This window comes from Cyclonatronum proteinivorum (genome assembly GCF_003353065.1).
Lineage (GTDB): Bacteria > Bacteroidota > Rhodothermia > Balneolales > Cyclonatronaceae > Cyclonatronum > Cyclonatronum proteinivorum.
In genome coordinates this window covers 3,828,630-3,848,593 of record NZ_CP027806.1, presented here as the reverse complement: position 1 = coordinate 3,848,593, position 19,964 = coordinate 3,828,630, and the positions used below count along the sequence as shown (strand labels likewise).

General features: G+C 46.5%; 20 protein-coding genes. 13 read left to right on the top strand and 7 right to left on the bottom strand.

What is annotated here, in order from left to right:
• The first annotated feature begins 3 nt into the window (after positions 1 to 3).
• The 10 genes from CYPRO_RS14700 (at position 4) to CYPRO_RS14655 (ending at position 7,895) form a co-directional block, all read left to right on the top strand.
• Complete coding sequence (locus tag CYPRO_RS14700; protein ID WP_114985338.1) at positions 4 to 561, top strand: DUF3341 domain-containing protein; 558 nt, start codon at positions 4 to 6, stop codon at positions 559 to 561.
• A 15-nt stretch (positions 562 to 576) separates the two neighbouring features.
• Positions 577 to 1,236 carry a c-type cytochrome gene (locus CYPRO_RS14695; RefSeq protein WP_114985337.1) on the top strand — a complete coding sequence of 220 codons (660 nt, stop codon included), beginning with the start codon at positions 577 to 579 and terminating at the stop codon, positions 1,234 to 1,236.
• 21 nt (positions 1,237 to 1,257) lie between these two features.
• Complete coding sequence (locus CYPRO_RS14690) at positions 1,258 to 2,442, top strand: hypothetical protein (protein WP_114985336.1); 1,185 nt, start codon at positions 1,258 to 1,260, stop codon at positions 2,440 to 2,442.
• Between the two features lie 14 nt (positions 2,443 to 2,456).
• Positions 2,457 to 2,825, top strand: coding sequence for a hypothetical protein (locus tag CYPRO_RS14685; protein WP_114985335.1), 369 nt, complete (start codon positions 2,457 to 2,459; stop codon positions 2,823 to 2,825).
• Positions 2,826 to 2,845: 20 nt separating this feature from the next.
• Positions 2,846 to 3,697 (top strand): SCO family protein, encoded by an 852-nt coding sequence (locus tag CYPRO_RS14680; RefSeq protein WP_164682838.1) that lies wholly within the window; start codon positions 2,846 to 2,848, stop codon positions 3,695 to 3,697.
• A gap of 14 nt (positions 3,698 to 3,711) precedes the next feature.
• Positions 3,712 to 4,665, top strand: coding sequence for a cytochrome c oxidase subunit II (coxB, locus tag CYPRO_RS14675; protein WP_114985333.1), 954 nt, complete (start codon positions 3,712 to 3,714; stop codon positions 4,663 to 4,665).
• A 2-nt stretch (positions 4,666 to 4,667) separates the two neighbouring features.
• Complete coding sequence (gene ctaD, locus CYPRO_RS14670; RefSeq protein ID WP_114985332.1) at positions 4,668 to 6,395, top strand: cytochrome c oxidase subunit I; 1,728 nt, start codon at positions 4,668 to 4,670, stop codon at positions 6,393 to 6,395.
• A 33-nt stretch (positions 6,396 to 6,428) separates the two neighbouring features.
• Positions 6,429 to 7,079 (top strand): cytochrome c oxidase subunit 3 family protein, encoded by a 651-nt coding sequence (locus tag CYPRO_RS14665; protein ID WP_114985331.1) that lies wholly within the window; start codon positions 6,429 to 6,431, stop codon positions 7,077 to 7,079.
• Between the two features lie 57 nt (positions 7,080 to 7,136).
• Positions 7,137 to 7,445, top strand: coding sequence for a cytochrome C oxidase subunit IV family protein (locus CYPRO_RS14660; RefSeq protein WP_114985330.1), 309 nt, complete (start codon positions 7,137 to 7,139; stop codon positions 7,443 to 7,445).
• 252 nt (positions 7,446 to 7,697) lie between these two features.
• Positions 7,698 to 7,895, top strand: coding sequence for a hypothetical protein (locus tag CYPRO_RS14655; protein WP_114985329.1), 198 nt, complete (start codon positions 7,698 to 7,700; stop codon positions 7,893 to 7,895).
• 254 nt (positions 7,896 to 8,149) lie between these two features.
• Here CYPRO_RS14655 and CYPRO_RS14650 read toward each other — a convergent pair whose 3' ends face one another.
• The gene (locus CYPRO_RS14650) at positions 8,150 to 9,064 is read right to left on the bottom strand and encodes a COX15/CtaA family protein (protein WP_114985328.1); all 915 of its coding nucleotides are present in this window, start codon (positions 9,062 to 9,064) and stop codon (positions 8,150 to 8,152) included.
• Between the two features lie 162 nt (positions 9,065 to 9,226).
• Here CYPRO_RS14650 and cyoE point away from each other — a divergent pair, with 162 nt between their 5' ends.
• Entirely contained in the window at positions 9,227 to 10,132 is a 906-nt protein-coding gene (gene cyoE / locus CYPRO_RS14645; RefSeq protein WP_114985327.1) for a heme o synthase, read from the top strand.
• Between the two features lie 95 nt (positions 10,133 to 10,227).
• Here cyoE and CYPRO_RS14640 read toward each other — a convergent pair whose 3' ends face one another.
• Positions 10,228 to 10,932 (bottom strand): metal-dependent hydrolase, encoded by a 705-nt coding sequence (locus CYPRO_RS14640; protein ID WP_114985326.1) that lies wholly within the window; start codon positions 10,930 to 10,932, stop codon positions 10,228 to 10,230.
• A gap of 167 nt (positions 10,933 to 11,099) precedes the next feature.
• On the opposite strand from CYPRO_RS14640, the gene CYPRO_RS14635 reads away from it, so the two are divergent.
• Complete coding sequence (locus tag CYPRO_RS14635) at positions 11,100 to 11,774, top strand: L-threonylcarbamoyladenylate synthase (RefSeq protein ID WP_114985325.1); 675 nt, start codon at positions 11,100 to 11,102, stop codon at positions 11,772 to 11,774.
• A 110-nt stretch (positions 11,775 to 11,884) separates the two neighbouring features.
• Positions 11,885 to 12,550, top strand: coding sequence for an HD domain-containing protein (locus CYPRO_RS14630; RefSeq protein WP_114985324.1), 666 nt, complete (start codon positions 11,885 to 11,887; stop codon positions 12,548 to 12,550).
• A gap of 440 nt (positions 12,551 to 12,990) precedes the next feature.
• Here the strand turns inward: CYPRO_RS14630 and mtnA are convergent, their stop codons facing one another.
• From mtnA to CYPRO_RS14605, 5 genes are all read right to left on the bottom strand, one after another.
• Positions 12,991 to 14,043: an S-methyl-5-thioribose-1-phosphate isomerase gene (gene mtnA, locus CYPRO_RS14625; RefSeq protein WP_114985323.1), complete on the bottom strand. Its 1,053-nt coding sequence runs from the start codon at positions 14,041 to 14,043 to the stop codon at positions 12,991 to 12,993.
• A gap of 163 nt (positions 14,044 to 14,206) precedes the next feature.
• Positions 14,207 to 15,130, bottom strand: a complete 924-nt coding sequence (xerD, locus tag CYPRO_RS14620; protein WP_114985322.1) for a site-specific tyrosine recombinase XerD — start codon at positions 15,128 to 15,130, stop codon at positions 14,207 to 14,209.
• Positions 15,131 to 15,246: 116 nt separating this feature from the next.
• Complete coding sequence (locus CYPRO_RS14615) at positions 15,247 to 17,736, bottom strand: HD family phosphohydrolase (protein WP_164682836.1); 2,490 nt, start codon at positions 17,734 to 17,736, stop codon at positions 15,247 to 15,249.
• Positions 17,737 to 17,963: 227 nt separating this feature from the next.
• Positions 17,964 to 19,412 carry a sodium:solute symporter gene (locus tag CYPRO_RS14610; RefSeq protein WP_240644771.1) on the bottom strand — a complete coding sequence of 483 codons (1,449 nt, stop codon included), beginning with the start codon at positions 19,410 to 19,412 and terminating at the stop codon, positions 17,964 to 17,966.
• Positions 19,413 to 19,524: 112 nt separating this feature from the next.
• The gene (locus CYPRO_RS14605; RefSeq protein WP_114985320.1) at positions 19,525 to 19,914 is read right to left on the bottom strand and encodes an STAS domain-containing protein; all 390 of its coding nucleotides are present in this window, start codon (positions 19,912 to 19,914) and stop codon (positions 19,525 to 19,527) included.
• Positions 19,915 to 19,964: the final 50 nt, after the last annotated feature.

The window sequence follows — 19,964 nt, the reverse complement described above, 5'->3', positions numbered from 1 at the left end:
AAGATGAGCACTATAGTATCCGAAAACACAGAGAAAAAGACATTTGCTGTTCTGGCTGAATATGACAATCCGGCCAAGCTGATGAAAGCTGCAAAGCTGGTAAACCGGGCCGGTTATACCAAGTTTGATGCACACAGTCCCTTCCCTATCCACGGGATGGATGATGCAATGGGTCTGAAAGAATCAAAATTAGGCTGGATAGTACTGAGCCATGCGCTCGTTGGATTTTCCGGTGGTATCGCCTTACAGGTTTGGGCAGCGTCAATTGCCTATCCCATAAATATTGGTGGGCGACCATTTGTTAATCTTCCGGCTTTTGTGCCAGTCACCTTTGAGCTGACGATTCTGTTGTCTGCCTTTGCAGCTGTATTTGGCATGTTGTTTCTCAATAACCTTCCGAAGCATCACAATTCCCTGTTCAACTCCGAAACATTCAACAGGGTAACGGATGACAAGTTTTTCATTACAATTGAAACTGAAGATGGTATGTATTCTGAGGAAGAAACCTATAAGTTCCTGGAATCAACAGGTGCGTCACACATTGAAAATATCTACGAATAGGAGGAGCACCCTAAAATGATTTCAATTTCAAAAGGCAAATATCTTCTGATGCTCTTTATTGCGGTACTCGTATTAGCGTCCTGTCAGGGTATGCCAAGCGAGAAAACGCAAATACAGCCTCAGCAAAACATGTACTGGCAGCAAAAATTCAAGGCATTTGAGCCTAACGACTTTTTCGAAGACCGCAGAGCTATGCGTGTACCTGTTGAAGGTACAATTGCGCGCGGACATCTTCGTCAGGACCTTGCCATGTATCAGGGTGTAAATGCAGATGGCTCACAGGTAGATTTTATCCCGGTAGAAATAACCCGTGAATTACTGAACCGCGGGCGCGCACAGTATGAAATTACCTGTAGTCCATGCCACGGTATTTCCGGTTTGGGTAATGGTTTGGTAATTGAAAGAGGATATGTGCCACCACCATCATTCCATGAAGACAGGCTTCTTGAAATGGTTGATGGCGGAATATATAGCGCTATTTACAATGGCGCAGGAAGTATGCCGACCTTCAGAAGAATTGTTCCAAGAGCTGAAGACCGCTGGGCTATTGTTGCATATATCAGAGCGCTTCAGATCAGTCAGGCAGCTACAGAAGAAGAAGTAAATTCTATTGGTTTGACAGCAGGTGATTTCGGATTGTATGACCCGACTTCCGATCTTGCTACACAAAATTAATCACGACTCAGTAATTATATAATGGCACATACAAAGCTTACTGACAGTATTGAATTTCCCGAAAGTGCAAATCCTTCACGTATTATTATAGCAATCGGGGTTGTAGGGATAATAGCAAGTCTCGTTGGCGTTGTGGTAAACTTTGAGCAATTTCTGCACTCCTACCTCACGAGCTTTACCTTCTTTATTAGTATCTCACTCGGCTCTCTGTTTCTTGTTATGATACATCATATTACAAGATCAAGCTGGGGTACTACGCTTAGAAGAATTCCGGAGACATTTTCTTCATATTTGTGGGTTTTTGGGCTCCTTTTTATTCCTATTCTTATTGGGATGACAACCCTTTTCCCATGGACACAGGAACAATACCATCCGTTTTATGAAGGATTAAGAGAGTATAAATCACCGTATCTGAATATTCCGTTTTTCGTTGCGCGTAACATCATTTACTTTGCCATTTGGGCTTTTCTGGGATACAAGCTGTATCAGAACTCCATAAAGATGGATCAGACCGGCGATTGGGGCATTGATACGACGCTCAGAAAAATCAGCGCTCCGGGCATTTTCTTCTTTGGTTTCACAGTAGCTTTTGCCTCTTTCGACTGGATTATGTCGCTGCGTTTTGACTGGTTCTCTACCATGTTTGGCGTGTATTATTTCGCTATGTCGTTTCAGGCTATATTCGCTATTCTGTTGCTTGTAATTTTTTATTTGCGGAATAACGGACTTTTGCTCAACACGATTAATAAAGCTCATATCAGAGACTTGGGAGCCTGGTTATTTGCCTTTACAGTTTTCTACGCTTACATAGCATTTGGTCAGTTTTTCCTTATTTATTACGCAAACATTCCTGAAGCTACGCTTTTCTTCTTCTACAGATTAGAAGGGAACTGGCAATATATCTTCTATGCGGTGATTTTTGGCCGGTTTGTAATTCCCTTCATAGTTTTACTCTCCAAACCTGCCAAGGGTAATTTCACAGTGCTGAAGACCATGGCTGTCTTTATTGTAATAAGTCATGTCGTTGAGTTATACTGGCTCATTATGCCTTCACTGCACGATACCTTTGCATTCCACTGGCTCGACCTCGCTACATTTCTTGCTCTTGCCGGTATCTTTTTAGGTTTATTTTTCTTCTACTTTAAACAACAGAGCATGGTCCCTAAAAACGATCCCAAGCTCATTGAATCACTCAACAAACACTGAATTCGTTTACTGACATGCAGATAGATAAAAATAATTCTGATAAGGAATACTTTGAGCTGAGTGATCCAGACGCCCAAACGTCAATCAATGATGGCGTGATGGCTGATGAACTTAGTATGTCCCGAATTGTGTTGTGGACTGTTGCAACCTCTATTGTCGTGGTAATCCTGATAGCAATTGCTTTTAATCTCTACAAGTTCTGGAAGTTTGACACACAATTCCAACAAGCTATCAATACGGAGTATCCCGTATTGAATGAGCACAGAGAGCAATCAGCAAGACATTTGACTACGCTTGAAGTGGTTGATGAAGAAGCCGGGATTTTTAGAATCCCGGTTGATAGCGCAAAAACTATTTTAATAAACCAACGCAACAATAATTGATAAACCCGCAGTACTCAAGTTTGAATTTTTCTGTTAAAATACAGCTACTAACACTTCTACTATTCACTACTCTTTTTGCAACTGACGGATTGTTTGCACAGACAACCAATCCGGCCACAGAAGCCAATGCGCGTCTGTTGGAGCAGTTGCAAATTCAGGAACAATTAGGCGAATACCTTCCGGAGGATTTGGTATTTACTAATGAGTTTGGAGAAGAAGTTAAACTAAGCTCGTTTTTCGAGTCTGACAGACCCGTACTCCTCAATCTCATCTATTTCAGCTGTCCCAGTATTTGCAGCCTCATTTTAAATGGTGTTGCCGATGCAGTAGAGCAGGTGAGATGGACTCCCGGCGTTGAGTATGACATCGTAACCATTAGTATAGATCCTAACGAAGACTATCAGCTTGCTTCTCAAGTCAAGCAAGGTTACGCAGACAGGATGAATAAATCCGGTATTGAAGAAGGTTGGCATTTCCTTACCGGTACGCAGGAAAATATTGATGCTATATCCGAATCTGTAGGGATTCCATTTGTGTGGAGCGAAGAAGCGCAGGAATTTCTGCATGGGTCTGCAATTATGTTCATCTCTCCTGAAATGAGAATCACCCGTTATTTATATGGTGTTTCTTACCGGGAAATGGACGTCAGAAATGCATTATTTGATGCGGCAGGCGGCAGAGTAGGTTCTACGCTTGAGCGTATTGCACTTTATTGTTTTACCTTCGATCCTGACTCGGGTTCATATGTTCCCTATGCTATGAATATCATGAAGGTTGGCGGAGTAGTGATACTTCTCGGGTTAGGTATCTTCCTGGGTGGCTTTTGGTTACGCGAGAGAAAAAAAGATGCAACAGGTCTTAGTTTTGATTAACAGCAAATATAATTATGGAATATTTAACTAATTTTTTTCTTCCATCAGCTGAGTCTACGTACGCAGCTAATGTGGATGGCTTATTTCATTTTATAAATATAGTAAGCCTCATACTATTGGTAGGAATTACAATCGCTATTGTATATTTCTCCATTAAATACCGGAGAAAATCTCAGGAAGACACAACACCATTAATAACACACAACACTACTCTTGAAGTCACCTGGACCGTAATCCCCCTCATTCTTATTCTCATTGTGTTCTTCTGGGGATTTAATGATTACGTTGAAATGCGGACGCCACCGGCTAATGCATACGAAGTGCATGTTGAAAGCTTTTCATTCGGTTGGAATTTCGAGCATCCAAACGGTATTCGAGAAGCCAATCAGCTTACGGTACCTGTAGCACAGCCTGTACGATTGATCATGCGTTCAAGAGATGGGGATGTTATACACTCTTTCTTTGTTCCGCAATTCCGTCTTAAACAAGATTTGCTTCCAAACCGGTACACTTTTGCATGGTTTGAAGCTGTGCGTCCGGGTGAATTCGTGTACTTTTGTACGGAATATTGCGGGGGCGGTCATTCCATGATGAATGGTATTGTAAGAGCCAAGACACAGGAAGAGTTTGATGCTTGGACAGAAGATGAACTTGGCCGGGATTTAGACGCATTACCTCTTGCAGAGCTTGGTCAATTGGTCTTTACAAGTGCCGGTTGCCAGGGCTGTCATTCTATTGATGGTTCATCGCGTGTAGGTCCTACAATGGCCGGACTTTACATGAGAGAGCGTGAGTTTACAGATGGTACACGGAGAATAGCAGACGAAGAATACCTTGTTCAAGCCATTGTAGACCCAAATGCACAGGTAAATGTAGGCTATCCCAACAATATGCCTACTATTTACGCACAAACACTGAGCGAACGTGAAATTCTTGGTTTAGTTGAATTTATTAAGGAGTTACAGTAATTATGTCAGCCACAGCATCAAACGGAAATACTTTAAAAGTCCGCTATTTTGATATTGACGAAAATCCGTCAAAAAATTATCTGAACGCGGAATCAGGTCTTAAATCATGGTTGTTCACCGTCGACCATAAGAGAATAGGCCTGATGTACCTTGCATCTATTGCCCTTTTCTTTTTTGTGGGTGGTGTTTTAGCACTTGTACTTCGTACAGAGTTGTTTACACCTGCAGAAAACCTGATGAATGCAGAAACCTACAATCGCATCTTCACCCTGCACGGTGCGATTATGGTATTCTTATTCATTATACCTTCGATACCCGCTGCCTTAGGTAACTTCCTGTTACCGATTATGCTCGGAGCGAAAGATGTAGCATTTCCCAGGCTGAACCTGGCATCATTCTGGATCTATTCTATTGGTGCACTTTTCACACTGGCTTCTCTTGCTGTTAATCCCATTGACACAGGCTGGACGTTCTACACCCCATATTCTGTACAGACGGGCTCAGCGGTCATACTGATGACATTCGGTGTGTTTATTATGGGGTTCTCGTCTATTCTGACGGGTATGAACTTCATTGTGACCATTCATAAAATGAGAGCACCCGGCTTGACCTGGGGTCGTTTGCCGCTGTTCATTTGGGCGATGTATGCAACTTCTGTTATTCAGGTACTGGCAACACCGGTACTGGCGATTACCCTTGCACTTCTGATTATGGAGCGCGTACTTGGAGTCGGTATTTTTGATCCGGCCTTGGGGGGTGACCCTGTATTGTACCAGCATTTCTTCTGGTTCTATTCACATCCGGCCGTATATATTATGATTGTTCCGGCTTTCGGGGTTATTTCTGAACTTATCGGTACATTCTCAAGAAAAACAGTATTCGGATACTGGGCTATTGCGATGTCAAGTCTTGCTATTGCTTTTATTGGGTCGCTTGTATGGGGACACCACATGTTTGTGTCCGGGCAAAGTGAGCTGAGCACAGTAGTCTTTTCATTTCTGACTTTCTTTGTAGGTATTCCTACAGGTATTAAAATCTTTAATTGGCTGGCTACCATGCATAAGGGTTCTATAGACATGAAAACACCGATGCTCTATGCCTGTATCTTTTTGTTTCTCTTCACGATCGGTGGGGTAACAGGTATCATGCTCGGTGCTATTTCAGTCAATGTGCATCTCCATGACACCTATTATGTTGTAGCCCACTTTCATTATGTGATGATGGGGGGTACGGTAATGGCTTTCCTTGGTGGGTTACATTTCTGGTGGCCTAAGATGACCGGTAAAATGTATAATGAATTCTGGGGCAAGATATCAGCTGTAATTATATTTATAGGGTTTAATCTTACCTTCCTGCCACAGTTCATCATGGGAAGTCAGGGTATGCCCCGCAGGTACTACTCCTATATCGATCAGTTCCAGGCTATGCACCAGCTCTCAACCATCGGTTCATATGTATTGGGAATCGGATTTGTTATCATTGCCATCTATCTGGCGCATTCACTTCTTAAGGGCGAAAAAGCTCCGGCTAACCCATGGGGTGCCCGTACGCTGGATTGGATGACTTCCTCACCGCCGGTACAGCACAACTTCGATTATCAGCCGGTTGTAACAAACGGAGCGTATGACTACCACAAGCCTGTATCTGAATTTACCCTCGGAATTTCCGATGATGTATACCATCAGGAACATGCCGGAGAGAAAAAATCGGAATCAGCACAAACTGTATAATTAACAGAACTCAAAAAGGTAATCCTTCAATTAATGGCACAGGCACATAGTTTAGAAAACGCACATGTTCAGCACCATTTCAGAAGCTCTGACCAACAGTTCAGCTCTTCTAAATTGGGTATGTGGCTATTCCTCTTCACAGAGGTAATGTTCTTTGGCGGACTTTTCGTAGCCTACATTATATATCGCGCATGGAACCCCGACTTATTTACGCTTGCAGCTACTGAACTTAGTACAGTACTGGGCGGAATTAACACGGTTGTACTTATCGGGAGCTCGCTGACATGTGCACTTGCGATTCGCTCGGCGCAGACCAACAATCAAAAGATGATTGTGAATTATCTTCTTGTAACGATAGTGCTGGCAACCATCTTTCTCGTAATTAAGTATTTTGAGTACACTGCCAAGTTTGAGGTAGGTATCCTTCCCGGAGGTCTTTACGCATTCGAAGGTATAGATCACCCTAAAGCAGGCGTGTTCTTCAGTATCTATTACATGATGACAGGATTACACGGCTTGCACGTGATTATAGGAATAGGCCTGATGATATGGCTTGTCGTTAAAGCTAAGGCTGGTGCATACAGTTCCTCATATTATACCCCGGTTGAAATTACAGGTTTGTATTGGCACCTTGTGGATATAATATGGATTTTCCTGTTCCCGCTAATGTATCTGATAGATTAGCGAATCTATATTACTTCATTAAGGATAAACTGTACTTCATCATAAAATTTCTTTCTCATGAGTGCACATCACATCATCCCGCTCAAAACACTTATTTCAACTACACTGGCGCTGGTAGTACTTACCGTTGTTACTGTAGCAGTATTTTATTTAAACATACCCGCCCCATTTGATGTAATTGTTGCTTTATTGCTCGCTACTTTTAAAGCAACATTGGTTGCGATGTTTTTTATGGGTTTGTACTACGACGAAAAGTTTAATTCAGTAGTACTTGTTTTCTCCATAATATTTTTTCTTGTATTTGTAGGAATAACCTTACTCGATACGAGCTTCAGAGATGCCGGCATTAATATTTGGAACCCTTAAGTTTGCGATAAAAGTAAACTAATCTCCGTAAGTAATTTTAATTTAGAAGCCTCGTGCGTGTTCATAGCACCGCGAGGTTTTTTATGTTTAACATATCCATAGCAGCTATCTCATTTCATCTAAGGGCAACTCAATCAAGGGTTGTTTTGTGGTAGTATTTCGGTAGTATTTCAAAAAGTGTGTCCGGGGGCCCCTTTCCTTAAGTTTGAAAATAATGACTAAAGCAGAAACCCTAAGGCAAGGAGAAGACCTATGGAATTCAACAAATCACAGATCGAAGAGCTGATACGCAACCAAGCTGCGACCAAAGAAAACGGGCTCAACGACATCATGCAATACACCCTGAATGCGCTGATGAAGGCCGAGCGCGACATTTTGCTCAGCGAGCAGCCAATGGGCACAAATAAGGCTAATGGCTACCATTTCAGGTCGTGCATAAAGCAATGGTAAAATCCCTGAATTAGCCACTCCGTGAGACCGTAACACCCATTATTACTCTAAAATCCTGGTTTTTTTGCACGACCTGCAGGCTGACTCACATCAGATGGTAAGCGCTTTGCCTTATACGCACAGAGTCACACGCAATCGCGGGTAGTCTGTGTATTTGAGCAGTTCTGTGTATTTCTCAAACAGTTATATCTGTCCTGTATGAACGAACAAACAAGGCATGCACAACTATTTGCAAAGGCACTATCTCAAGCTTGTTACCGGTTGTGCTTCGAAGCAAGCAGTAATATCTGAATAGCAATGATCAAAAAAGAAGATACCCCAAGGTGCAGAACCTGAAATGAAGCCGGGAATCCTACATAGGCAAGTACGACACCAATGAAAACTTGTGTGAGTACCAGTATGAATATTAAGCCTGCAATTTTGGTAATATTGGTTACCAGATTATTGCTTTTCACATAATACACAATCCATCCGCTCACCAGCAATATCGTCCAGGAAAAAGTTCTGTGTATCTGATCGATTATACCCACATGATCGAGCCATTCAGCACGCGCGATAGAAACCTTGTCGACCATGTCTATGGCCTCACGTACCTGTGTTCCGAGTACAATTTGCACAAACATCAAAAACAGCAGCAAAAATGACGCGATAAACAAAGACCGCTTATGATTATGCATTAGGGTAAAACGGTAACGGTCCTTAATTGCTGACCACGCAGCATAAACCAGCGTCATCAGGATCAGCATAGCGACGACCATATGCACTGAAATCATACCCGGCATAAGACCGCTTCTGACCACTTGCCCCCCGAGCCATCCCTGAAAAAGCACAAGTACAAGTGATAAAAACGAAGCAAAGAAAACGGTCTTTCGCTCCTTTAGGTAGCCGGTTGAGAATATCGTAGTAAGAATAATCAGGAAGCCGACCAGCACACCAAAGAGACGATTAATGTACTCTGTCCAGGTATGAACCACATTGAACTCGTCAGGATTAAATTCAGGGGGGAGTGCTTCTGCAGTTGTTGGTGGTATCCACATGCCAAAGCACTTAGGCCAGTCCGGACATCCCAGACCTGCACCCGAAGCACGAACAATGACCCCAATAAATATCAGCAATACGGTAACGACGATGGTGGTTACAGCTACGGTCGGGAAAAGTTGCTTAAGCATAAATAAAATAAAAACTTTGTGTTCAGTCCTGCATGGACCAATAATAACGTGCCCATGTAAATTAAGGTTTATTGTGCATATATATTCAATCTATCCGTGAGTATTAATGGATTATTTCTTAAATTTTAAGACTTATCAAAGACCATCATTTGCTCGCACTTCATGAAGCTAACGCAGGAAAAAACACTTTCCAAACCAGTATTTTCGCAGGCATTATCCGATTACTTCGAGCTGACAAAACCGGGTATAACCGTTCTCGTACTGGCAAGTATGGCAATCGGTTTTCTACTTGGATCAGCCGGAACATTCGATTTTACGCTATTATTTCACGCAATTATTGGTACCGTACTTATTGCAGCAGGAACAGCCGCGCACAATCAGTACATTGAGCGCGATCTCGATAAACTGATGCTCCGCACCAGCAAGAGACCGCTGCCAATGGAGAGAATTAAAACTTCACATGCGCTCATATTCTCAATGAGCATGATCTTCGGCGGGCTTATTTACCTTATCGCAACCGTCAACTGGGTAGCGGGTATGGTGTCTGCCCTCACCGCGTTTTCATACCTTGCGATGTACACCCCCATGAAAAGGGTCTCTTTCAGCAATGTCTGGATTGGAGCCGTGCCCGGCGCCTTACCACCCGTCGGGGGTTGGGCTGCCGCAACAGGCACCATTACAGAACCCGGCGTTTGGGTATTGTTTGCCATCGTCTTTTTCTGGCAGGTACCGCACGTTGTTTCCATTGCCTGGCTTTGCAACGACGATTACACAAGAGCAGGCTTCAGAATGCTTCCCAAAAACGACGAAGCCGGTTATAAGGCCGCTTGGGTTAATCTTTCCTGCCTCATCATACTCATCCCCATATCAGTCAGCCTGTACTTTATGGGGTACAACGGGATGATCTATCTCGCTGGCGCATTGCTCGCCGGAGCATTTTTCTTTTATTACGGCTATTTGTTCTTCAAAAATAAAGACAAGGATTCAGCCAAAAAGCTGATGTTTGCCTCCATCTTCTACCTGCCAATAGTTTGGATCGTCATCCTTTTGGATGTACTGATCGGTTGATTAATTTTTTCAATTAGCAAAAAAAGGGTACGGCGCTTTGCGAACCGTACCCTTTTTTGGTTTATAAATGAGGATGACTTCAATCCTTCAGCGGGTCAGACCGACTCGCCGGGTTGCAAGATAACAACCTCTGAAGCGCCACCGGTTCTTTTATCTACCTCAGTCTTAAAGGTTTCAGGAGATCCTGTTAGCACCGGAAACGTGCCATAGTGCATGGGAATCACTTTTTTTGTTTTGATCATGGCAGCTGCCATGGCGGCCTCAACGGGGCCCATGGTATAATGATCACCAATGGGCAGCATAACAATATCCGGGGCATACAAATCCGCATACAGGCTGAAATCAGGCATAATGTTGGTGTCGCCCGCATGATAGATACAGCTGCCATCCGTAAAGCGAAGCACCAGGCCACCGGCCTCACCGGCATAGCGTCCGCCAAATGATGAAGAGTGATTGGCATTGGTGAGCGTCACACTGAATTCCGAAAACTTTAGCGTACCGCCTTTATTGAATTCCGCAGCCTGCGACGCTTCAAGACCGTCTGATTTGAGCAAACCGGAAAGCTCAACGGTACTCACAACAGTAGCACCAGTTTGGGCGGCGATTTCCAGCGTATCCCCGACATGGTCTTCATGGCCATGAGTAAGCAGGATGTAGTCCGCTTTATTCTGTTTCTTTAAGTCTTCCGGGGTTGACGGGTTCTGACTCAAAAAAGGGTCAATAAGAATAACACAGCCCTCCGGCGTTGTGATCTTAAATGCTGAATGACCTAAAAAGGTTATGTTTAATGCAGATGACATAGAAAACTCCTTGTACAGATTTCTTTGTTTGAAAATTTACTACATTCAAGATACAAGATTACGGCAACATTTTGTGTTAAGGCACAAAAGCTTGCTTAAAGAGATGTAATCCATAACCTGAACAGCAGGTTTAACCGAAACATCAACTAAATATACAGATCCAATATATGGCTGAGATTATTAAGCTTCATCCGGTAACCCCTCATGTAAAGCGTGTTTTCGATATTGTTGACAGGCTTCGGGCTGGTGAAATTATGCTGTTTCCATCTGACACGCAGCATGCCCTCGGGTGCGATTATACCAACAAAAAAGGAGTCGACCGGATCAGAAACATCCGTAAACTCGACAGCGACCACATGTTTACGCTTATCTGCGACTCCCTTACCGGAATCTCCAAGTTTGCCAACATCAGCACAGATAACTTTAAAATCATCAAACGACTCATACCGGGTCCTTACACCTTTATTTTGCCTGGTACGAAAGAAGTGCCCCGTCTTTTGCTTCACCCCAAGCGCAAAACCGTTGGCTTCCGCGTGCCTTCCCATCCGATTTGTGAACAAATTATTGCCGAACTCGGTCATCCTTTGCTTGCAACAAGCGCCAAAGCCCCCGATGAACTTGTTCCGGATGGCGATCCGCAATTTACAGATGAGCTGTTCCGGATTTTTGATCACCTTGTTGATATTGCTATCGACGACGAGCAGCCTCTTCAAACCGTGGAATCTACCATTATTGACATGACCGGTGATGTGCCCTCCATCATCCGCGTCGGTGAAGGCTTCGAAAGAGTAGAAGAAGTTTTTGCCCTGCACGATTTAGACGCAGCCCTTTCCGAGTCATAACCCTTTCACAAAAATACTGTGATCCGGTTTGCATGCAGGCAGCGCTGTATAAATGTACAGCCTGCCTGTTTCACTTTATACCGGAATCAAACGCCAAATTAGTTACCCGAATGAAAGCACCGGACGAGCACACCATAAAGCACTGGCTGACGCCCCGCATTGCCAAACATGATACCGCCCACGATCTGCAGCACGTAATGCGCGTTGTCGAACGCGCGCGGGATATCGGGCAGGCGGAAGGCGCGGATTTAAACATTCTGATTCCCGCCGCGTGGCTGCATGATCTTATCGCCCTCCCCAAGAACAGTGCCGAACGCAGTCAGGCCGCTTCAAGGTCCGCTGAGCAAGCCGCTGCATGGTTATTGTCACAAGGCACACACAGAGCCACGGTTGACGCCATTTCACACTGCATAGCTGCGCACAGCTTTAGCGGCGAAGTACAGGCCCGAACGAAAGAAGCCAAAATCCTGCAGGACGCCGACCGCCTCGACGCCCTTGGAGCCATCGGAATTGCGCGCTGTTTTGTAACCGGCGCCTCCTTTGGCGCAGCCTTTTACCACCCCGAAATGCCAATCACCGACGGCAACAGCCGAAGCTTTAACGACAAGCACTATACCCTCGATCATTTCTACACAAAGCTGTACAAGCTGCCGGAACGCATGCACACACAAACAGCCAGAGAAATCGCCCTGCAGCGTCTCAGCTTTATGAAAAAATTCGAGCAGCAGCTGATCGGCGAAATAGCAGGAAAAAACGACATGCAGCACCCGGCCTGACAGGTATCACAATGTGCGTAACCTTACCCTGATTGGACGCAGCAGAATATCAAAAAGCTTCCATCCCGAAAAAACAACGCGTGTACCAGCAGAAGAGCCCTGAGCCCGGCGTTCCGGGTATGTTAGTCTTTCGTTTTTTTTGGGTGAAATTCCGAGAACATCACGGTCTTTCGTGATAGTTTAGGGATCCCAAACCTAAGATGGGCCCCTTGCTTTTTTGCGGGCAACCCGCAGTCCCGGGACAGAAAACAGCGGTGTGCGCGACCTGATTTCCCAACAGCTCTTTACGGTTGGAATCTGATCCAATGCCTTAGTGCGGAAACTTGTCCCGGTAAACAAGTCGAAAAGGCCAGCGAAAGCGACGACGAATCAACCGTCAAAAACCACCCTCGCTATTTAGAGTACACAAAAAAAATCTGGCAAGAGCTTCTGTCTTCAGGCTATTCGAAAAGCTTTTTCAGGTTTTCAGTGAAAGGCGGCCTTACGATTCCCTTTTCAGTGATGAATGCCGTGATGTTTTCAGCAGGGGTTACGTCAAAGGCGGGATTGAAGGTAGCTGTTTTGGGCGGCGCTACCCGCGCATTGCCGAATTGGGTGACTTCCGCGCTGTCGCGTTCTTCAATCGGAATGAGATCACCGTGCGACAGGCTAAGGTCAATGGTCGAAAGCGGAAGAGCCACATAAAAGGGGATGTTATGCGCTTTTGCAAGCACGGAAAGATTGTACGTGCCGATTTTGTTTGCCGTATCTCCGTTGGCCGCAACCCTGTCAGTTCCGACCACAATTAAATCTACCATGCCTGATTTCATCAAGTGTCCGGAAGCTGAATCAATGACGAGCTTGAACGGAATTTCCGCCTGAGACAGCTCCCAGGCCGTCAGCCGCGCGCCCTGCAGCAGCGGTCGCGTTTCATCTACCCAAACATGGATGTTTTTACCCTCTTCATGTGCGTGAAAAATCATGGAAAGCGCCGTGCCATACTGTCCGGTCGCAAGTCCGCCGGTGTTGCAGTGTGTCAGGATGTTAGCTTTTTTTGGGATGAGCTCCTGACCGTTCAGCCCGATCTGCCTGCAGGTTCTGATGTCTTCCTGATGTATGGTCTGCGCGACTTCCAGTACTTTGGCTTTGATTTCTTCAATAGGTTTCTCCCGAAGCGCATAGATGGTCATCAGTATGCGGTCAAGTGCCCACTTTAAATTAACGGCAGTTGGGCGGCTTGAAGCCAGATATTCAGCAATGCGTTCCGCCTCAATATTGAATCCTGCGAAAGAGATGTCGCGAATATCACGGATACCAAGATAGAAGGCATAGGCTGCAGCTATGCCAATGGCAGGTGCGCCCCGTACTTTAAGCTTTTTGATGGCGTCCCACATCTGTCCGATGTCCCGAATATCGCAATAAACCGTGCGGGAAGGCAGGAAGGTTTGGTCAATGATCCGCACGTGATCATCGCGCCATTCGATAGATTTGACAGCTTGTTTGTTTTCGCTCATAAAAAAATCAGTCAGAAAAATTAGAGTAAGCAGCTATAACCCGCATTATTCACCAAGCTAAATTTAAACTTACAGTTAGCAAATAAATTCTTTTTAATTGTGAATAATGCGGGTTAACATCAGGCGGTTAAAATAGCCATAAACAGGATACAAAACGCAATCCTCATCCGCGGGGGTGAAAATCACGGTACACCTGTTGGAGAAAGCTGCGGTCAACATGCGTGTAAATTTCAGTAGTGTTGATGGATACGTGCCCGAGCATTTGCTGTACAGACCGCAAATCCGCACCGCCTTCCAGCAGGTGTGTCGCGAATGAGTGCCGGAATGCATGGGGATAAACCGGCGCGTTCACACCAGCGAGCCGGGCAGCTTTTTTCACCAGCTGCCATATACTTACCCGACTAAGCCGGCCGCCTCTCACATTCAGAAAAACAGCATTTCCCGTATCAGCGGTTGGCTTCACAAGGTCTGCGCGCTCCTGTTCGGTATAGTTGGAGACGGCTTCAAATGCCTGCGCGCCGGCCGGGATAAGTCTTTCCTTGCTGCCTTTACCAAACACCCGTACGAAGCCGATTTCGGGATAGAGCTGCGAAAGATCGAGCGCTGTGAGTTCACTTACCCGCATGCCCGTAGCATACAGCAGTTCGAGTATGGCTTTATCCCGAAGGGGCGTCCGGCTTGAAGCTTCCGCAGAGCACACCGCTTCAATCATGCGTGAAACCTGTTCAGGATTAAGCACTTCGGGCAGCTTGAGTGCTTTTTTCGGCAAACGCACAAGCTGTGCCGGGTTTGCTGTGGTATGACCTTCAAGAATCAGAAAAAGATGAAAACCGCGAATGCTCGAAATGTTGCGGGCAATGGTTGCCGGGGCAAAACCGGTTTCCGTTAGCTCAAGCAGGTAGTCTTCAATATGCCGGAGCGAAATACCGGCGGGATCGTGTACTTTTTGGATGGCAAAGATGAAATCCAGATAATTCGCAATATCACGCGTGTAGGCATCGAGCGTATGGCCTGAGAGACCTTTTTCAAGTTTAAGATAATGCTGATAATCACGGTTAAGTGAAGCGAACGGGCTTTCTTTTGCCATGCTCTGAGTTTTGGCGCCTGCAGCTGATGGGTACAGGGCTTCCGTTAAAATCTTCTGTTTACCTGCCGTGCCGTGCGCAGCCTTTTGGGTCTAAATCCGGACGCACAATGCTGGTTTTATCCCTTTTCCGTTTCAGGAGATGACGAATCTGCCGAAGTCTCTTTGCCCTTCGAAGTTTTGGAACCGGATTCGCTCTGTTCCGCCTGGTTCGCTGCGGCACTACTTTCCTTGACGCCTCCATCTGTATCGTCGGCTTTGGATGATGTGCTTTGTGCTGACTTTTCATCTGCATCCACAGCATTATCTTTTTTATCCTGCCCGGGATACTTGATCCGGCTGTGATAAATGGCCGAGAGATTCTTGACAAAAGCTTCTTTAATCAAAGTGATATCCCGAAATGTAAGGGGGCAATCGATCAGCTGTCCATGTTTAACCTTTTCGTCTACAAGGCGGTTGACCAGGTTTTCGAGCTTTTTGTGCGTGGGATCACTCATAGCCCTTGAAGCGGCTTCGATGGCATCGGCAAGCAGCAGAATCCCGGTTTCTTTGGTTGATGGGAGCGGCCCGTCGTAGCGGAAAAAGTTATCATGCACCTCATTTTCAGAATCCGCCTCTTTAAGGGCTTTGGCGTAAAAGTACTGAATGATGGTGTTGCCGTGATGGCTTTCGATGAAATTGATAATTACCGGCGGCAGATTGGCGCGCTGTGCTTTCCGAACCCCGGCCTTGACGTGGTCACGAATGATTTTAGCACTCATGGCCGGTTTAAGCTGATCGTGGGGATTTACGCCTCCGCCCTGATTCTCAACAAAATACTGCGGCTTTTCCATCTTACCGATATCGTGATAAAGGGCACCGACACGGGCAAGCAGCGCGTTGGCACCAATGGCTGAAGCGGCAGCCTCCGTAAGATTGGCAACCTGAATGCTGTGCTGAAAGCTTCCGGTAGCTTTAAACATCAGCTCTTTGAGTAGCGAATTGTTGTTGTCGTTGAGCTCGTACAGCGTCACATCAGTTGTGAGCTGAAACATTTTTTCGAACAGAAAAATGAGCGGATAGGTCAGGATAGAAATCAGCAGCACATTCACGAAAATGATGAGCAGGTTCATCCCGAAAACATCCCATGCCCCTGAGCGTGACAGGGTGAAGCCGAGCAGCACAAATGCATAGGACAGGAAAATAATGCCCGGCGTATTCAGGAAGTACTGACTGCGCTGCCGGATATCGCGGACCGAATACACGCCTATGCTTGAAGCAACAAGGGTTGCGGTAAGGAACTCAAAATTGTACCCGTTCATGAGTGCTGTCATCAGTGAGATACTGATCGCAGCGATAATGCCGACCCTTGAATCAAAAAAGATGGTGAGCAGCAGGGGAGCAAGGGCGAGCGGGATGATGTATTCGGAAACGCCTTCCAGACGAATAAAAAAAGCACTTGCCCCCACAACCAGAAAAAGGGCTATGAATACCAGCAGAAACTTGCTGTTGCTGTCAAAAATGGGCTGCCTGTACAAATAAAGGTAGAAGAGAAAAGTAGCCAGGATGGCAATCATCAGCAGCACATCTCCCAGCGTGCGCAGGGAAATCTCCACATTACTTGCCCGTGTCGCTCGCGCGGCTTCAAGACTTTGCAGCATGTTTAGCCGCTCATTATCAATCAGGTCGCCCCGTCTGATAATAACCTGACCCGCTGCAACCGCGCCTTTGGTCGGACTGATGTTCGCAATCGCTTCGTCAATCAGCAGCTGCGTTTGGGTTTCATTAAAGATGAGATTGGGCTGAATAAATGCGGAGTAGAGCTGAATGGCAATAGCAGCCGCTTCATCCCGGAACATGCGGTTGAGACGAAAAATCACAAATTCGTTGAGTTCTTCCATATCCCGCACGGAGCTTATGCTTGTAAAGCGCTCGGTACGCTGTTCGGTGTCCCGTATGGAAAGCTCCGTACTGTTCAGATCTTCTTTGGGTATGTCTATAACCCCGTTTCGGTAAACTTCTGTGAGCAGCTGTTGCAAGCGGGTTACAATATCAGAGCCTACGAACGTCTGCCGACTGTTTTCCCGCTGTATGCGTAAATACTGCCGGAGCATGAAGTTCATGTTGGCTTCACTAAAAATATGATTGCTGTTCGACAAGCTGTGATGAAAGCTGATACTGTCTGCCACAGCCGAATCACTTTCACGATCTTCATGCTGTTGCCAGCTCGCGTAGGCTTCTAAAACCGGCATAAGGTTGGTCATCACCGAATCCATCTGCGTCTGTACCAGCTCCGGTATGCTGCGGTCGATGTGAAACACAGGAGCTGTAATACGGTTGATCTCGTCTATTTCAGCGTTAATTTCCTGTTCGGTTTTAAGGATACTGAAATCGAAGGGGGCCGTAAGATCATCCTGCCGCCAGGGTTCATTGATCTGATAACTCACTTCCTTCACCGCGTCGCGGGGATAAAGCAGCAAAACGAGCAGCAGAAAACCAGCGGCAATCCCAAGTTTGATCAGCAGGTTCTTCCGCCAAAGCTGTTCTTCTTCAAGGCGCGCTTTATCGTTCAGGCCTTTGGGAGAGACAGGTTTTTTTCGCTGAAGGCCTAATTTTTCAAGAAATGTCATGAACAAATTATTCTCGGATGGCATAACAAATATGGCGGATGAAAACTGTTTTCAGTGCTTAGCACAGCAGGGAAAAGGCAGGTGTGAACCAAGCCTGCCATGAAACAGGCATACTGTTGTATAAGCTGAAAACAGTTCTTAGTGCGGTTGTTACAAAACAATCATAGCATGACAAAAGCTACGATTATTTTGTGCTTCATCATAATGTCAGCTTGTTATGAGTTGTATCAGACCGCGATACGCAGTTTGTAAAGCGCACCTGACACGGCCGAAAAAATACTCAGACCGCAGAGGGTGTACCAGGGCCATGCAAGAGGCGTAAGCAGGATGATGGCCGCCATGCCGGCTACACAGCTGACAAGTCCGATGATGGCCTGACGCTGCGTTACCGGACTATAGATTGCCATCAGGAAAGCGCCCAGCAGTGCGCCGTAAGTGTAGCCGGCTATGCCGAGACCAAGCTCCACAATCGGATTGTCGGTGTCGGTGAAGAGGGAGGCAAACCCAATAAAAATAAGAGTCCAGACTACCATCAGCAGGCGGGAGCGAAGCATGGTATTGCCGCGCGCGGCGAGTTTGGGGAAAAGGTCAAAAAAGGTGGAAGACGACAGGGCCGAAAGCGAACTACTTAGGGTACTCATCGCTGCCGCAAAAAGGGCCGCAACGAAAAGTCCGACGGTACCCGCAGGAAGCTCTGCCGTTACGAAGGTGAGCATGAGTTCATCAGGATTGTTGAGGCCGAGGGAGGCAATGCTTGCCCCTTCATAAAACAGCCACAGCATGAGACCTGCACCAAGGAAGAGCGCAAATTGCCCGAAAACCAGGAATCCGCTACTGATGAGCGCCTTGCGGGCGGTGGACGTTTTGCCGCAGGCCAGCAGTCGCTGCACAATGAGATGGTCTGTGCCATGTGAAGCCATAGCCAGAAACAGTCCGCCTATGACGGCCCCGATGAGGTTGTAGGGCGTAAAGAATATGTCGCTGAAGGAGGCAGGCCACTGAATAAGTGTGAGCTTACCGGCGTCGCGCAGCAGTGCGGAGGCTTCTGGCGCGCCGGAAAGCAGACCAATCGTGTACCAGACGATAAAAACCGCGCATAAGGTGTACACCAGCAGCTGCAGCACGTCAATCCAGATGACGGAGCGAAGGCCGCCGTACCAGGTGTAAGCGAGCGTGAGCAGGGCTATGAGCGCAATGGCGGTGGGGTAATCGAGCCCGGTTATAATTTTGAGCGGTATGGCCGCCGCAAACAGGCGCACGCCATCAGCAAGCAGGCGGGTAAGCAGAAAAACGAAGGATGAAAGCCGCCGGAAACGGTTGCCGAAACGTTCTTCAAACAAAGCATAGGGGGTTACCAGATCCCCCCGGAAATAGGCAGGAAGAATCAGCCAGGCTACCAGTATGCGCCCGATGATGTAACCGGCGGCAAGCTGTAAAAAAACAAGGCTGCCGCCATAGGCAACAGCCGGAATGGAAATAACGGTGAGCAGGCTTGTTTCCGTCGCTACAATTGAAAAGGAAGCAGCCCACCAGGGGACGTTTCCGGAAGTCCGGAAATAATCAGCCGGATTACCCGGTTTTCCGCCCGCGTAAAGGCCGATCGCCACACATAAGAGCAGGTAAAAGACAACAATCCCCCAGTCGAGCATACTGAGGGTGCTTAACATTTCGGCCATGAAGGATGATGAATTCTGGTTACAATTTCAGAATCTTGAAATCAGCCCGGTTGCGGGGCAGTTGTGCAGGTCCGGCAAAAAAAGCTGCGGCCCGCAAAGGAAGGCTTAGCGGCTAAAAATCATCATCATCATCAGCGTCTTCGTCATCATCTGATTCGTAGGCGGTGAACACTTCGATGGCTTCATCCAGCCTTTCTTTGATGATGAAAGAATTGGTGAGCTGCGAAATATCCAGCAGCTTTTGCACGCGCTCTTGCAGGCAGCACAGCACCAGGGTTCGGCCACTGTCGCGGTACATGCGGAAGGCAAGCAGGAGCGCGCTGAGGCCGCTTGAGTCCGCAAATTCTACATTCTCAAGGTTGATGATGAGCCCGCCGGTATCAAAAGTATTGCCGAGCAGGATGATGTTGCTTTTGAGATCCGGTGCAACGGTTGAGTCCAGCTTGCTCGCGTGCGGGGTAAGCAGGGCGTAATCTTCGTTTTGCTGAAGGTCGAGTTTCATAATAAGTACAAGGCTCGTTGATTGGGATGAAGGGTTTGGATGGTTTTTAA

Coding starts and splice junctions, on each gene's coding strand:
- CYPRO_RS14700 (WP_114985338.1), top strand. CDS start 4: ATGAGCACTATAGTATCCGAAAACACAGAGAAAAAGACATTTGCTGTT.
- CYPRO_RS14695 (WP_114985337.1), top strand. CDS start 577: ATGATTTCAATTTCAAAAGGCAAATATCTTCTGATGCTCTTTATTGCG.
- CYPRO_RS14690 (WP_114985336.1), top strand. CDS start 1,258: ATGGCACATACAAAGCTTACTGACAGTATTGAATTTCCCGAAAGTGCA.
- CYPRO_RS14685 (WP_114985335.1), top strand. CDS start 2,457: ATGCAGATAGATAAAAATAATTCTGATAAGGAATACTTTGAGCTGAGT.
- coxB (WP_114985333.1), top strand. CDS start 3,712: ATGGAATATTTAACTAATTTTTTTCTTCCATCAGCTGAGTCTACGTAC.
- ctaD (WP_114985332.1), top strand. CDS start 4,668: ATGTCAGCCACAGCATCAAACGGAAATACTTTAAAAGTCCGCTATTTT.
- CYPRO_RS14665 (WP_114985331.1), top strand. CDS start 6,429: ATGGCACAGGCACATAGTTTAGAAAACGCACATGTTCAGCACCATTTC.
- CYPRO_RS14660 (WP_114985330.1), top strand. CDS start 7,137: ATGAGTGCACATCACATCATCCCGCTCAAAACACTTATTTCAACTACA.
- CYPRO_RS14655 (WP_114985329.1), top strand. CDS start 7,698: ATGGAATTCAACAAATCACAGATCGAAGAGCTGATACGCAACCAAGCT.
- CYPRO_RS14650 (WP_114985328.1), bottom strand. CDS start 9,064: ATGCTTAAGCAACTTTTCCCGACCGTAGCTGTAACCACCATCGTCGTT.
- cyoE (WP_114985327.1), top strand. CDS start 9,227: ATGAAGCTAACGCAGGAAAAAACACTTTCCAAACCAGTATTTTCGCAG.
- CYPRO_RS14640 (WP_114985326.1), bottom strand. CDS start 10,932: ATGTCATCTGCATTAAACATAACCTTTTTAGGTCATTCAGCATTTAAG.
- CYPRO_RS14635 (WP_114985325.1), top strand. CDS start 11,100: ATGGCTGAGATTATTAAGCTTCATCCGGTAACCCCTCATGTAAAGCGT.
- CYPRO_RS14630 (WP_114985324.1), top strand. CDS start 11,885: ATGAAAGCACCGGACGAGCACACCATAAAGCACTGGCTGACGCCCCGC.
- mtnA (WP_114985323.1), bottom strand. CDS start 14,043: ATGAGCGAAAACAAACAAGCTGTCAAATCTATCGAATGGCGCGATGAT.
- xerD (WP_114985322.1), bottom strand. CDS start 15,130: ATGGCAAAAGAAAGCCCGTTCGCTTCACTTAACCGTGATTATCAGCAT.
- CYPRO_RS14615 (WP_164682836.1), bottom strand. CDS start 17,736: ATGACATTTCTTGAAAAATTAGGCCTTCAGCGAAAAAAACCTGTCTCT.
- CYPRO_RS14610 (WP_240644771.1), bottom strand. CDS start 19,412: ATGGCCGAAATGTTAAGCACCCTCAGTATGCTCGACTGGGGGATTGTT.
- CYPRO_RS14605 (WP_114985320.1), bottom strand. CDS start 19,914: ATGAAACTCGACCTTCAGCAAAACGAAGATTACGCCCTGCTTACCCCG.